Raw genomic sequence first — 13,505 nt, 5'->3', positions numbered from 1 at the left:
CGACCGAGACGGTACCCGGCGGTCACCCGGGGCCGCGCGTTCGCGGTGGCGGTCCGGCGCCGGGATGATCCGCGCCATGACGGTGCGGTTGGACTGGGGCGACGATTCCCGGGCGGACGGACTCGGGGTCGACGGACGGTTCGCGGTGTGGGCGCCCGGGATCGGCTCGGTGGCGGTGGTCGTGGACGGCACGCAGCACCCGATGAGCCGTGGTGAGGGGGGCTGGTGGCACGCGCGGGTCGACGGCGCCGGCCACGGCACCGCGTACGCCTACGCCCTCGACGGCGCCGACCCGCTGCCCGACCCCCGCTCGCGGTGGCAGCCCGACGGGGTGCACGCCGCCTCGCGGGTCTGGGACCCGGCGTCGTCGCGGATCCCCGACGAGGGCTGGACCGGGCGGGGCCTGCCCGGCGCGGTGATCTACGAGTTGCACGTCGGCACGTTCACCCCGGGTGGCACGTTCGACAGCGCGGTCGAGCGCCTCGACCACCTGGTCGACCTCGGGATCACCCACGTCGAGGTCCTGCCGGTCAACGCCTTCGACGGCACCCGCGGCTGGGGCTACGACGGCGTGCTGTGGTTCGCGGTCACCGAGAACTACGGCGGGCCCGACGGGTTCCGGCGGTTCGTCGCGGCCTGCCACGAGCGCGGGCTCGCCGTCGTGCTCGACGCCGTCTACAACCACCTCGGGCCGTCCGGGGCCTACCTCGACCGGTTCGGGCCCTACTTCGGCGGCTCCAACGACTGGGGGGCGGCGCTCAACCTCGACGGGCCCGGCTCGGACACCGTGCGCGCCTACATCCTCGAGAACCTCGCGATGTGGTTCACCGACTTCGCGGTGGACGCGCTGCGCCTCGACGCCGTCCACGCCCTGCGCGACGCCCGCGCCACCCACCTGCTCGAGGAGATGGCGACGACGGCCGACTCGCTCGCGGCGTTCCTCGGCCGTCCGTGCGTGCTGATCGCCGAGTCCGACCTCAACGACCCGCGGCTGGTCACGCCCCGCGAGGCCGGCGGCTACGGCCTCGACGCCCAGTGGTGCGACGACATCCACCACGCCCTGCACTCCACGCTCACCGGGGAGACCCAGGGCTACTACATCGACTTCGGCGAGCTGGAGACCCTCGCGCACGTGCTGGGCGAGGCCTACGTGCACGCCGGGACGTGGTCGACCTTCCGGGACCGCACCCACGGCCGGCCGGTCGACCTCGCGCGCACCCCGGGCTACCGGTTCCTGGCCTACCTGCAGGACCACGACCAGGTGGGCAACCGCGCCGCGGGCGACCGGCTCTCGGCGTCGGTCTCGCCGGAGCTGCTCGCCTGCGGCGCGGCGCTGGTGCTCTGCTCGCCGTTCACGCCGATGCTGTTCATGGGCGAGGAGTGGGGCGCGTCGACCCCGTGGGCGTTCTTCGTCGGGTTCGACGACCCGGGGCTCGCCGAGGCGGTGCGGACAGGGCGGCGGGCGGAGTTCGCGGCGCACGGCTGGGGTGCCGCGGATGTGCCCGACCCCACCGACGTCGCCACCTTCGAGCGCTCCCGGCTCGACTGGTCCGAGCCCGAGGAGGGGCAGCACGCGTGGCTGCTCGAGGTGTACCGCTCACTCATCGCGCTGCGGCGCACCGAGCCCGAGCTCGCCGACCCGCGGCTGGACCGGGTGCGCTGCGACGCCGATCCGGGTTCACGCACCCTCGTCCTGCACCGGGGTAACCTCCGCCTGGTGGTCAACCTCGCGCCCACCGAGCGCACCGTCGTCGTCGACGGCGCCCACTCCTGCCTGGCGGCCCCGCTCGGCGCGGGGGTGTCCGAGGGCGCGGTGACGTTGCCGCCCGAGTCCTTCGCGCTCGTCCGCGTCGGGTAGTGCGGGGTGCTCGACACGGTCCGGCGCCGGACGTCCCGCCTGCACGCCACCCGGCGTCGTCGGGTCGCCCTCGTCACGGGGTCGGGCGTCGCCGCGGCGATCGCGGCCGCCCTGCTCGTCGTCGGGACCCTGACCTCCTCCGCCGCGCCGGCGCCGTCGTCCTTCCCGCCGGCCGCCGGTCCCCCGCCGGTCGACCACCCGCTCGTCGTGCTGGGTGCCTCGATCTCCGCAGGCACCGGGAGCAGCCCGGAACAGGCCTGGCCCGCCATGGTCGGACACTGCCTGGGGCACCGGGTCCTGGTCGGGGCGGTGCCCGGGGCCGGGTACGTCGCCACCGGCCGGGGAGAGCAGGGCCCGGTCGCCCGGCTCGCGCGCGAGGCCGACCTGGCCCGGCTCGACCCGTCGTTCGTGGTGCTGCAGGCCGGCCACAACGACATCGGCACGTCGCCGCGGACGCTGCAGGCCGCCGTCACCTCCACCGTCACCGCGGTGAGCCGGGAGCTGCCCCGGACCCACCTCGTGCTCATCACGGTGTTCGCGCACGTCGGGGTGCCGAGCGCCGAGGCGCGCGCCACCGACGCGACGATCGTCGCGGCCGCCCGGCGCGCGGATCCCCGGGTCGTCGTCCTCGACCCGCTGGCCGAGGGCTGGTCGTTCCCCCGCGTCGCCGACGGCCTGCACCCCACCGCCGCCGGCCAGCGGCTCGTCGCCGACCATGTGCTCGACGGCCTGGTCCGGGTGGGCCTCGCCGGGCCGGGGACTTGTCCCCACGGGTCGTCGCCACCGCGCCTGACGCCGTCCTGACGGTCCACACAGCCGGCTCCCAGGCGTGGGGAGCACGCTGGGTGTCGTCATGGTGACCGCACAGCGCCCCGAACGTGACCGGGCAGCACCGGTCGCACCGTCCGCCCCACCGGTACCCGCAGCACCACCCGCGTCCGCCGGGCCCGGTCCCGCGCCCGCCTCCGACCGGCGTCACCTGCACGAGGTCGACCTCTTCCGGCTGCTGACGTTCGCCTGCGTCATCGGGGTCCACGTCCTGTCCGCGACGACGACGATCGACAACGTCGGCTCCAACGCGGGCCAGCTGCTGCTGCACTTCACCCGCGAGGCGTTCTTCACCCTCACCGGGTTCGTGCTCACGTTCCAGGCGCTGCGCCGGCCCCAGCGCCCCGCGCCGTTCTGGCGCAAGCGGATCCCGCTCGTCCTCACGCCCTACCTCACCTGGACCGCCCTGTACTCGCTGCTCGCGGTGTGGACCCGGCCGCCGGGGACCCCGGAGCCGACGGTGTCCCAGGAGCTGGCGACGATGGGCTGGAACGCCCTCGAGGGCACCGCCTGGTACCACCTGTACTTCCTGCTGGTGACCCTGCAGCTCTATCTCGTCTTCCCGGCGCTGCTGGCGGGGCTGCGCCGGCTCGGGCGGGTGCGCCACGGCGTCGTGCTCGGGGTGGCGCTGGTGGTGCAGGTCGTGGTCTGCGAGCTGCTGATCGACCCGCCCGCGAACGGCTTCGGGACGTTCCTCGTCGCGCACGGCTTCGTGCTGCTGCCGGCATACCTGCTCTATCCGGTGGTCGGGGCGGTCGCCGCGCTGCACCTCGACCAGGTCCAGGCGCTCGTGCTGCGGTTCCGGTGGGTGATCGCGGGGCTCGTCGTCGTGGTGGTCGCCGCCGCCGAGGTGCTCTACGTCCTCGCGGTGGACGGCGGGACGGTGCCGTCGATGGCCGCGGCGGTGTTCCAGCCGACGACGATCGTGTGGTTCCTCGTCGCGGTCCTCGGGCTGTACACGCTCAGCCTCGTCGTGACCGCCGGGTGGCGGCCGGGCGGTCCGGCGCGGCGGGTCCTGGCGTACGCGTCGGACCGGTCGTTCGGGATCTTCCTGGCGCACCCGGTGGTGCTCGCCGGCCTGCTCGCGATCGCCGGCGGGTGGGTCGGGGCGGTGGGGTCCGGCTCGACCCTGCTGGCGCTCTACCTGGGCACGGTGGTCGGGTCGGTGCTGGTGGCCGACGTGGCGCGAAGGCTGCCGTGGAGTGCGGCGCTGACGGGTCGTAGGTGCGCTCCGCGCAGGTGAGCACTTTCCGGGGTCATAGCCCCCGAAAGTGCTCACGGGCGCGGAGCGCACCTATTCCGGCGGGCCGTCGATCAGCTCGTCGAGGGTGACGAAGAGCGGCTCGCCCCGTTCGGCCGCCCGCGCGCTGGCCCGCCGGGCCGAGGCGGCGATCCGCGCGAGCTCCTCCGCCGCGACCACCCGGGACTGGACGACCTCGCCGTCGGAGTCCGTCAGTGTCACCGCGACCAGACCGGTCTCGGGCTCCTCGGAGAACGACAGCCCCATGCCCTCGACCCTAACGGCGGGCTCGGCTCGGCGGCGGCTCCCAGCCCGATCCGAGCGAAGGGCATCTTCGATCGATCTATTCGCACGGTGGTGCCCCTCGCTCGTCCGCGGTGGGCCGCAACCGTTCCGGCGAGGGGCGCCCACGGCCGATCTAACCGAACGAGGGTGCCCTTCGCTCGAACAGGCCCCGAACGGATGTCAGCGACGGATCACCGCTGACGCCGCCGCCACCCGCTCCAGTGCGTCGGCCAGCACCGGGCGCGCCATCGCCAGGTTCAGCCGCATCCCGCCGAGGCCGCCGCAGGCCGCGCCGTCGGTCATCACCACCCCGGCCTCTCGGGTGAAGTACGCCGAGGGCGGCTCCTCCAGCCCGAGCGCGGTCGCGTCGAGCCAGGCCAGGTAGGTGCCCTCGGGCACGGTGACCTCGATCCCCGGCAGGTCGGCCCCGGCCAGCAGCGCCCGGTTCCCGTCGAGGTAGGTCAGGACGTCGTCGAGCCACCCGCGACCGTGCGCGTAGGCGGCCGTCGAGGCGAGCACGCCCGGCGTCGCGGTCCCGTGCTCGGAGAGGTACCCGACCTCGGTCCACCGCGCGGCGTCGTCGGCGTTCGAGAGGATCAGCTGGCCGCACTTGAGCCCCGGCAGGTTCCAGGCCTTCGACGCCGAGGTCGCCGTCACCGTGTGGGCCGCCGCGGCCGCCGAGGACGCGGCGTAGGGCCGGTGCACCCGTCCGTCGAACGTCAGCGGCGCATGGATCTCGTCGGCGAACACGCGGGCGCCGTGTCGCTCCACGACCTCCGTGATCCCGGCCAGCTCCTCGGCGCGCAGCACGCGCCCGGTCGGGTTGTGCGGGTTGACCAGCACGAGGAGCCCGGCACCCGAGGTCGAGAAGGCGGCGTCGAGCGCGTCGAGGTCGAGCGACCAGTCCCCATCGGCGGGCTCGTCTGCCTTGTCGTGGGCCATCGGCACCCGGACCAGCTCGCGGTCGAGCATCCCCGGCACGCGCAGGAACGGCATGTAGGCCGGAGTCGGCAGCAGGACCGGGCTGCCGGGCGGGGTGAAGTGCCGGATGGTGGCCGTGAGCCCCGTGAGGACGTCGGGCAGCGGACGGATGCGGTCCGGGTCGGGCGCCCAGCCGAAGCGGTCGGCCCAGAACGCCGCGCACGCCGTCGCCATCTCGGCCACCCACGCGTCGGCCAGGTAGCCGAAGTGGTTGGCGTCGACGCTCGCCCGGACAGCCTCGGCCACCGCGGGCGCCGGCGGGAAGTCCATCTCGGCGACGAACGCCCCGATCAGCCCGCGACCGTGGGCGTCGACGCCGGGCGTGGACCACTTCCAGCTACCGCCGTCCCGCATCGCGTCGGCGGTCAGCGCGTCGTACGGGTGCGCCATGGCTCCATGATCACCCCACCCCGGTGTGGAGCGAGCGGCCCGTTCGCTCGCGTAGAAGCAGCGAGAGTGCCGCTCGCTCCGAACCGGGTGGGCTCAGCGGGCGTCCTCCCCCAGCTTGTGCACCCGGATGAGGTTCGTCTTGCCCGCGACTCCCGGGGGCGAGCCGGCGACGATGACCACCAGCTCCCCCGGCGCGAACCGCCCGATCTCGAGGATCGACTCGTCGACCCGCCGGATCATCGCGTCGGTCGTGTCCTCCCACGGCACCAGGAAGGTCTCCACCCCCCAGGACAGCGCCAGCTGCGAGCGGATCTCCGCGACCGGCGTGAACGCCAGCACCGGCAGCCGGGTGTGCAGCCGCGCGAGCCGGCGCACGGTGTCCCCGGTGCGGGTGAAGGCGACGAGGGCGCGGGCGTTGAGCCGCTCCCCGATGTCCCGCGCCGCGGTGGTGACGACCCCGCGTTGGGTGCGCGGCACGTGCTGGATCGCCGGGACCGACGCCGGGCCGGACTCGACCGCCTCGACGATGCGCGCCATCGTCTGCACCGTCTCGATCGGGTAGTCGCCGACCGAGGTCTCCCCGGAGAGCATCATCGCGTCGGCGCCGTCGAGCACCGCGTTCGCGACGTCGGAGGCCTCCGCCCGGGTCGGGCGGTAGTTGTGGATCATCGACTCGAGCATCTGCGTCGCGACGATCACCGGCTTGGCGTTCTCCCGCGCGATCTGCACCGCGCGCTTCTGCACCAGCGGGACGTCCTCGAGGGCCAGCTCGACGCCGAGGTCGCCGCGGGCCACCATGATCGCGTCGAACGCCAGCACGATCGCCTCCAGCGCGTCGACCGCCTCCGGCTTCTCGATCTTCGCGATCACGGGCAGCCGGGCGTCGTACTCGTCCATGATCTTGTGGACGAGCTCGGCGTCGGCCGGCGAGCGCACGAACGACAGCGCGATCATGTCGACGCGCAGCCCGAGCGCGAAGCGCAGATCCGCCTCGTCCTTCTCGCTCATCGCCGGCACCGAGACGACGGTGCCGGGCAGCGAGATCCCCTTGTGGTCGGAGACCCGCCCGCCCTCGACGACGCGGCACACCACGTCGCGCCCCTCGATGTCGATGACCTCCACCGAGACGTTGCCGTCGTCGATGAGCAGCGACTCGCCGGGCCGGACGTCGTCGGCGAGACCCCGGTAGGTCGTCGAGACGCGGTCGTGGGTGCCGACGACGTCGTCCGTCGTGATGCGGACGGTCTCGCCGGTCGCCCAGATCTGGGGGCCGTCGGCGAAAGTGCCGAGCCGGATCTTCGGGCCCTGCAAGTCGGCGAGGATCCCGACGGCGTGGCCCTCGGCGTCCGCGGCCTCCCGCACCCGCCGGTAGATCTCGGCGTGCTGGGAGTACTCCCCGTGGGAGAAGTTGAGCCGGGCGACGTCCATACCCGCACGGACGAGGGCGCGGATCCGCTCCGGGGAGGACGTCGACGGACCCAGCGTGCAGACGATCTTGGCGCGACGGCTCACACGGCTCATCGTACGACCGCCTGCACCGATCCAGGAGGCCCGGGACACAGTGCCGGGCCTTCCCCGGTTCCCCGACGGCGTGAGCGGGGACCATCCGGACGACCGAGCCCCGAACCGCCCGGCACGGCCCGACTACCGTGGCGCCCGTGGCGGCGTCGCACGGGGAGACCGACGTGGCCCGGTGGCGCCCGGACGAGGTGGACGACACGCACCGCACCGAGACCGACGACCGCGCTGCTCCCGACGGCGCCGCTCCCGACGCCACCGGACCGGCCGCCAGCGGACCGGACGCCGCCGCCGGCGCCGACACGGTCCCGGACGCCGGGGCCGACGACACCGATCCCGCGTCGCCCGCGCGATGGCGGGTCCCGCACGGGCTCGACGTCGCCGCCGGGCTCGCCTGGCGCGTCCTGCTCATCGCCGCGGCGGGCTTCGTCGTCATCTACCTCGCGGGGACCGTCTCGGTGGTCCTCATCCCCGTGGTGCTCGCCCTCATCGCCGCCTCGCTGCTCGCCCCCGAGGCGCACATGCTGAGCACCCGGCTCCGGTGGATGCCGCACGCGATCGCGACGGCGATCGTCGTCGTCGGGGGCCTCGCGGTCGTGGGCGGGGTCTTCACCGGTGTGGTGTTCGCGTTCATCTCCGGACTGCCCGACCTGACCAGTCAGCTGACGAACAGCCTCTCCGAGATCCAGGACTGGGTGCGCACCGGGCCGCTCGGGCTGAACAACCAGCAGTTCACCGCGATCGGCGACCAGCTGCTCACCAACGTGCGCGCGAGCCAGGCGACCATCGCGGCCAGCGCGCTCGGCGCGGTCAGCACCGTCGGCGAACTGTTCACCGAGGGCCTGCTCGCGCTCTTCACGCTGATCTTCCTGATCCACGACGGCGGCGCGATCTGGCGCTTCCTGCTCCGGGGCGTGCCCGGCCGGGTGCGCCCGCGCGCCGACGTCGCCGGGCGGCGCGCCTTCGCCTCGCTCGTGGGTTACACCCGCGCGATCGTCGTCGTCGCGTTCATCGACGCCGTGACGGCGGGGGTCGGGCTGTGGCTGATCGGGGTCCCGCTGGCCGTGCCGCTGGCGGCGCTGATCTTCTTCGGGGCGTTCGTCCCGACGGTGGGCGCGGTCGTCTCGGGCGCGGTGGCGGCGCTGGTCGCGCTCGTGAGCGGCGGGGTCACCGACATGCTGCTCGTCGTCGTGCTGCTGCTCGCGGTGCAGAACCTCGAGGGCTACGTCCTCCAGCCGCTGTTCCTCGGCAAGTCGATCAAGCTCCACCCGCTCGCGGTCGTGCTGCCGATCGCCTGCGGGCTCGTCATCGCCGGGATCCCCGGGGCGCTGCTCGCGGTCCCGCTGGTGACGGTGCTCGACGCCGGGCTCCGGTCGCTCACCCGGCCCGACGACGCGCACACCGACCCGTCGACGATCGACCCGCTCGACCCGCGCTCGGCGCGCCCGGAGTGGGCGGCTAGGAGAACTTCGGCGCCCGCTTCTCCCGCAGCGCCGCAGCGCCCTCGAGGACGTCGGGGCCCATGAAGCAGAGCATCTCGTAGGCGGCGGACTGGTCGAAGGTCGGTCCGGCCGAGCGCAGCCAGCTGTTGAGCGAGCGCTTCGTCAGCCGGATCGCCTGCTGGGCGCCGGTGGCGAGGACGTCGGCGACCCGCAGCGACTCGTCGAGGACCTGGTCGCGCGGCAGCGCCTTGGCGACCATCCCGAGCCGCTCCGCCTCGGCGCCGGTGACCATCTCCCCGGTCAGCAGGTAGTAGCGGGCCTTCGCCATTCCGGCGAGCAGCGGCCAGATGATCGCCGCGTGGTCGCCGGCGGACACCCCGAGCTTGACGTGCCCGTCGCCGAGCTTCGCGTCCTCGGCGCAGATCGCGATGTCGGCGAGCAGCGCGACCACCACCCCGGCGCCCACCGCGACCCCGTTGATCGCGGAGATGATCGGCTTCTCGCAGTTGATGATGTTGTAGACGAGGTCGCTCATCTCGCCGAGCATGTGCGAAACGCGCCCGTGGTCACCGGCCATGCGCTCGACCATCGCGAGGTCGCCGCCCGCGGAGAACGCCCTCCCCGCCCCGGTGACGACGGCGACGCGGGTCTCCGGGTCGCGTGACACCTCGTTCCACACCCGGGCCAGCTCGCCGTGGAGCTCCTCGTCGGCGGCGTTGTACTTCTCGGGGTTGTTGATCGTGATCAGCAGGACGCCGTGGTCACGGCGCTCGAAGAGGAGCTGCTGGTAGTCGGAGAAGGTCACGGTCGGCTCCTCGGGGTCGCACGGTGGGGGGCGGCGGGGCCGGTCAGCTCATCGACATGCCGCCGCTGACGCTGAGCGTCTGGCCGGTGATGAAGGAGGCCTCGTCGGAGGCCAGGAAGGACACGGCGTTGGCGATGTCGGCCGGTTGGGCGAGCCGACGCAGCGGGATGGCCCGGATCAGCCCGTCGCGCAGCTTGTCGTTGCCCTCGACCACCGCGGCGAACAGCGGCGTGTCGGTCGGCCCAGGGCACACGCAGTTGACCCGCACCTGGTGGCGGGCCACCTCGCGGGCGGCGGTCTTGGTGAACGAGACGATGCCGCCCTTGGCCGCCGAGTACACCGCCTCGCCGGACGAGCCGACCCGCGCGGCGTCGGAGGCCAGGTTGACCACCGCGCCCGCGCCCTGCTCGACCATGATCGGCAGCACCGCCCGCGAGGTGTTCAGCACCCCGAAGAGGTTGATCGCCACGATGCGGTCCCAGTCGGCGGGGTCGGACTCCACGAACGGCCCGACCTTGTCCCAGCCGGCGTTGTTGACCAGCACGTCGATCCGCCCGAAGCGGCTGCGGGTCTCGTCGACCAGCGCGGCGACCGAGTCGCGGTCCGCGACGTCGGCGGGCATCCCGATCGCCGTCCCGCCGAGCGCCTCGGCCGTGGCCCGGGCGGTCTCGGCGTCGACGTCGGAGACGACGACGGTGGCCCCCTCCGCGGTGAGCTTCTCGGCGATCGCCCGGCCGATGCCCCGCCCGGCGCCGGTGACGATCGCGATGCCCTCGTCCAGCCGTCCCATGGTGCGAGCGAAGCGGACCGCGACCCCGGAGTCAATAGCGGTGGTCAAAGTTTGACGCTAGGGTCAGACGTCGTGAACCGGGTCCAGCGCAAGCGCGACGAGCGCGTGCGGCGGATCGTCGCGGCCGCCGCCGAGGTGTTCGGGGAGCGCGGCTACGACGCGGCGAACCTCGAGGACGTGGCCGAGCGCCTCGACGTCACCAAGGGCTCGCTCTACTACTACTTCGCGGGCAAGGACGAGCTGGCGACGGCGGCCATCGAGACCCTGGGCACCGACTGGACGGAGCGTCTCGAGGGCCTCCCCGCCGACGGGTCGCCGGGCCGGCGCCTGCGCACCCTGGTCCGCGAGCACGTCGCGATCGCCGTCCGTGAGTACCCCGCCGCGCTGCGACTCTTCCTCGTGCCGGACTCCTGGCCCGACACGCTGCGGGCGCGGATCCACGACCTGCGCCGCCGTCACGACCAGGTGTTCCGCCAGGTCGTGCGCGAGGGGGTCGCGGCGGGCGAGTTCGCCATCGTCGACGAGGACGCGACGCTGCAGGCCATGCACGCCGCCATGAGCCAGGCCCCGCTGTGGTGCTCCCACCTCGACGGACCCGCCCAGGACCGCGCGATGGACGACCTCGCGGACACCCTGATGAAGCTGGTCAGCCCGCCGAGGTGACCCGGTACACGTCGTAGACGCCCTCGACGTTGCGCACCACGCGCAGCACGTGCCCGAGGTGCTTGGGGTCGCCCATCTCGAAGCTGAACCGGCTCACCGCCACCCGGTCGCGACTCGTCGTCACCGACGCCGAGAGGATGTTGACCTTCTCGTCGGCGAGCGCCTTGGTGATGTCGGAGAGCAGCCGGTGCCGGTCGAGGGCCTCCACCTGGATCGCCACGAGGAACACCGCGGTCGACGACGACGCCCAGCTCACGTCGACGAGGCGCTCCGGCTCGGCGCGCAGGTCGTCGGCGTTGGTGCAGTCGGTGCGGTGCACCGAGACCCCGCCGCCGCGGGTGACGAAGCCGAGGATCTCGTCGCCGGGCACCGGGGTGCAGCAGCGGGCGAGCTTGATCCAGAGGTCGGAGGTCGGGCCGGCGTCGCTGTCCGCCGTGTTGACGACGACCCCGACGTCGCCGGTCCCCCGGCGCCGCTGGGCGGTCGACGGCGTCGCGCGCTCGGCGAGCTCGTCCTCGTTCTGCTCCACGCCGCCGAGCAGGGCGACGAGCCGCTGCACGACGTGGCGGGCGGAGACGTGGTGCTCCCCCACCGCCGCGTAGAGCGCCGAGACGTCGGCGTAGCGCAGCTCGCGGGCCAGCGCCCCCATCGAGTCCGCCGAGACCAGCCGCTGCAGCGGCAGCCCGGTGCGGCGGGCCTCCCGCGTGATGGAGTCCTTGCCCGCCTCGATCGCGTCCTCGCGGCGCTCCTTGGCGAACCACTGCTTGATCTTCTGCTTGGCCCGCGGCGAGGCGACGAAGCCCAGCCAGTCCCGCGACGGGCCCGCGCCCTCGGCCTTCGACGTGAAGATCTCGACGACCTCGCCGTTCTCGAGCTGGCGCTCGAGCGCGACGAGCCGGCCGTTGACGCGGCTGCCGATGCACTTGTTGCCGACCTCGGTGTGCACGGCGTACGCGAAGTCGACCGGGGTGGAGCCGTGCGGCAGCGTGATCACGTCGCCCTTCGGCGTGAACACGAAGATCTCGCGGGTCGCGAGGTCGTAGCGCAGCGACTCGAGGAACTCCCCCGGGTCGGCCGCCTCGCGCTGCCAGTCGAGGAGCTGGCGCATCCAGGCCATCTCGTCGAGCTCGAGGCCCCCGCCGCCGTGCGAGCCCTTGGTCTCCTTGTAGCGCCAGTGCGCGGCGATGCCGTACTCGGCGGTGCGGTGCATCTCGTGGGTGCGGATCTGCACCTCGAGCGGCTGGCCGTCCGGCCCGATCACCGTGGTGTGCAGCGACTGGTAGACGCCGAACCGCGGCTGGGCGATGTAGTCCTTGAACCGCCCCGGCATCGGCTGCCACAGCGCGTGGACCATGCCCATCGCGGCGTAGCAGTCGCGGACGTCCTCGACGAGGATGCGGACTCCGACCAGGTCGTGGATGTCGTCGAAGTCCTTGCCCTTGACGATCATCTTCTGGTAGATCGAATAGTAGTGCTTCGGTCGGCCGAGCACCTCGGCCTTCACCCGGGCCGCCTCGAGCTGGCCCGAGACCTCGGCGATCACGGTGCGCAGGTAGGTGTCCCGTGACGGCGCCCGGTCGGCCACCAGCCGGACGATCTCGTCGTAGCGCTTGGGGTGCAGGATCGCGAACGCGAGGTCCTCGAGCTCCCACTTGACCGTCGACATCCCCAGCCGGTGCGCCAGCGGCGCCAGCACCTCGAGGGTCTCGCGGGCCTTCTTGGCCTGCTTCTCCGGCTTGAGGAAGCGCATGGTGCGCATGTTGTGGAGCCGGTCGGAGAGCTTGATGACGAGCACCCGCGGGTCGCGCGCCATCGCGACGACCATCTTGCGGATCGTCTCCGCCTCCGCCGCCGCGCCGAGCTGGACCTTGTCGAGCTTGGTGACGCCGTCGACGAGGTGGGCGACCTCGGCCCCGAAGTCCGCCGAGAGCGTCTCGAGCGAGTAGTCGGTGTCCTCGACGGTGTCGTGCAGCAGCGCCGCGACCAGCGTGGTGGTGTCCATGCCGAGCTCGGCGAGGATGGTCGCGACGGCGAGCGGGTGGGTGATGTACGGGTCGCCCGACTTGCGCATCTGGCCCTCGTGGAAGGCCTCCGCGGTGTCGTAGGCGCGCTGCAGCGCCGCGAGGTCGGCGCTCGGGTGCAGTTCGCGGTGGACGGTGGCGAGCGGCTCGAGGACCGGCTTGACCGGGCCGGTGCGCTGGGCGGTGATCCGCCGCGCGATCCGGGCCCGCACCCGGCGGGTGGCCGAGCGCGGCCGCGTCGTCGCGGCGCCGTTGCCGGTGCTGGTCGAGGCGCTCGGCTCCAGCCGCTGCGCCTCGCGCGGCTCGCTCGACCCGACCGTCGGTTCGGCGTCGAGACCGTCGGCGCCCGTGGTCACCCCGGCCCCGTCCGTGCCGGCGTCGCGCTCGACCGTGTCGGCCGCCGGCCCCACGTCCTGGCTCACTGGTGAGCACCTCCGCTGGTCGAGCCGCTACAGGGCTCTCCGGCCTCGGGAACGGGTCCCGGTCCGGAATCCTTCAAGGGTAGGTCACCGGAGCACCGCCGTCCGCTCCGCCGGCACGTGAGGGGGACGAGAGGTCACCCTCCGTCGCTGCGCGCGAGGCCGCGACGACGGGGCGGCACGGCCGTCGGTGAACGGTTGCTCACAGGACGACGGCGGCCGCCTGTCGCGCGGCCGTCGCCCGGTGGGCCGGGGCGAGGACGAC

11 protein-coding genes are annotated in these 13,505 nt (G+C 73.4%); 5 read left to right on the top strand and 6 right to left on the bottom strand.

Features of this window, described 5'->3' with window-relative positions; all coding sequences use genetic code 11:
• Window positions 1–76: 76 nt before the first annotated feature.
• The 3 genes from treZ to VGH76_RS09840 are packed head-to-tail and all read left to right on the top strand — an operon-like array spanning window position 77 to window position 3,929.
• Window positions 77–1,858 carry a malto-oligosyltrehalose trehalohydrolase gene (treZ, locus tag VGH76_RS09850; protein ID WP_331556480.1) on the top strand — a complete coding sequence of 594 codons (1,782 nt, stop codon included), beginning with the start codon at window positions 77–79 and terminating at the stop codon, window positions 1,856–1,858.
• Window positions 1,859–1,864: 6 nt separating this feature from the next.
• Window positions 1,865–2,662, top strand: a complete 798-nt coding sequence (locus tag VGH76_RS09845) for an SGNH/GDSL hydrolase family protein (RefSeq protein WP_331556479.1) — start codon at window positions 1,865–1,867, stop codon at window positions 2,660–2,662.
• A gap of 25 nt (window positions 2,663–2,687) precedes the next feature.
• Complete coding sequence (locus tag VGH76_RS09840; protein ID WP_331556478.1) at window positions 2,688–3,929, top strand: acyltransferase; 1,242 nt, start codon at window positions 2,688–2,690, stop codon at window positions 3,927–3,929.
• A 51-nt stretch (window positions 3,930–3,980) separates the two neighbouring features.
• Here the strand turns inward: VGH76_RS09840 and VGH76_RS09835 are convergent, their stop codons facing one another.
• The 3 genes from VGH76_RS09835 to pyk all read right to left on the bottom strand — a co-directional run bounded on the left by VGH76_RS09835 (window position 3,981) and on the right by pyk (window position 7,094).
• Window positions 3,981–4,193, bottom strand: coding sequence for a hypothetical protein (locus tag VGH76_RS09835; RefSeq protein ID WP_331556477.1), 213 nt, complete (start codon window positions 4,191–4,193; stop codon window positions 3,981–3,983).
• A gap of 198 nt (window positions 4,194–4,391) precedes the next feature.
• Window positions 4,392–5,582: a MalY/PatB family protein gene (locus tag VGH76_RS09830; RefSeq protein WP_331556476.1), complete on the bottom strand. Its 1,191-nt coding sequence runs from the start codon at window positions 5,580–5,582 to the stop codon at window positions 4,392–4,394.
• A gap of 93 nt (window positions 5,583–5,675) precedes the next feature.
• Entirely contained in the window at window positions 5,676–7,094 is a 1,419-nt protein-coding gene (gene pyk, locus VGH76_RS09825; RefSeq protein ID WP_331556475.1) for a pyruvate kinase, read from the bottom strand.
• 146 nt (window positions 7,095–7,240) lie between these two features.
• On the opposite strand from pyk, the gene VGH76_RS09820 reads away from it, so the two are divergent.
• A complete protein-coding gene (locus VGH76_RS09820) occupies window positions 7,241–8,626 on the top strand; it encodes an AI-2E family transporter (RefSeq protein ID WP_331556474.1) in 1,386 nt (461 codons plus the stop codon).
• Here VGH76_RS09820 and VGH76_RS09815 read toward each other — a convergent pair.
• Window positions 8,559–9,347 carry an enoyl-CoA hydratase/isomerase family protein gene (locus VGH76_RS09815; protein WP_331556473.1) on the bottom strand — a complete coding sequence of 263 codons (789 nt, stop codon included), beginning with the start codon at window positions 9,345–9,347 and terminating at the stop codon, window positions 8,559–8,561. The two genes, VGH76_RS09820 and VGH76_RS09815, sit on opposite strands and share 68 nt — an antisense overlap.
• Window positions 9,348–9,390: 43 nt before the next feature.
• On the bottom strand, window positions 9,391–10,137 hold the full coding sequence (locus tag VGH76_RS09810; RefSeq protein WP_331556472.1) for a 3-oxoacyl-ACP reductase family protein: 747 nt from the start codon (window positions 10,135–10,137) through the stop codon (window positions 9,391–9,393).
• Window positions 10,138–10,209: 72 nt separating this feature from the next.
• Between VGH76_RS09810 and VGH76_RS09805 the strand changes: the two genes are divergently transcribed.
• Complete coding sequence (locus VGH76_RS09805) at window positions 10,210–10,800, top strand: TetR/AcrR family transcriptional regulator (protein WP_331556471.1); 591 nt, start codon at window positions 10,210–10,212, stop codon at window positions 10,798–10,800.
• Here the strand turns inward: VGH76_RS09805 and VGH76_RS09800 are convergent.
• On the bottom strand, window positions 10,784–13,105 hold the full coding sequence (locus VGH76_RS09800) for a bifunctional (p)ppGpp synthetase/guanosine-3',5'-bis(diphosphate) 3'-pyrophosphohydrolase (RefSeq protein ID WP_331556507.1): 2,322 nt from the start codon (window positions 13,103–13,105) through the stop codon (window positions 10,784–10,786). The genes VGH76_RS09805 and VGH76_RS09800 overlap by 17 nt on opposite strands.
• Between the last annotated feature and the right edge of the window lie 400 nt (window positions 13,106–13,505).

The sequence above is a fragment of the Actinomycetospora sp. genome, assembly GCF_036497585.1.
Lineage (GTDB): Bacteria > Actinomycetota > Actinomycetes > Mycobacteriales > Pseudonocardiaceae > Actinomycetospora.
The sequence above is the reverse complement of the archived record's forward strand: the minus strand, read 5'-3'. Positions and strand labels throughout refer to the sequence as shown.

Excerpts from the sequence above, each read along its gene's own strand:
- treZ (WP_331556480.1), top strand. The coding sequence starts at position 77 with ATGACGGTGCGGTTGGACTGGGGCGACGATTCCCGGGCGGACGGACTC.
- VGH76_RS09835 (WP_331556477.1), bottom strand. The coding sequence starts at position 4,193 with ATGGGGCTGTCGTTCTCCGAGGAGCCCGAGACCGGTCTGGTCGCGGTG.
- VGH76_RS09830 (WP_331556476.1), bottom strand. The coding sequence starts at position 5,582 with ATGGCGCACCCGTACGACGCGCTGACCGCCGACGCGATGCGGGACGGC.
- VGH76_RS09810 (WP_331556472.1), bottom strand. The coding sequence starts at position 10,137 with ATGGGACGGCTGGACGAGGGCATCGCGATCGTCACCGGCGCCGGGCGG.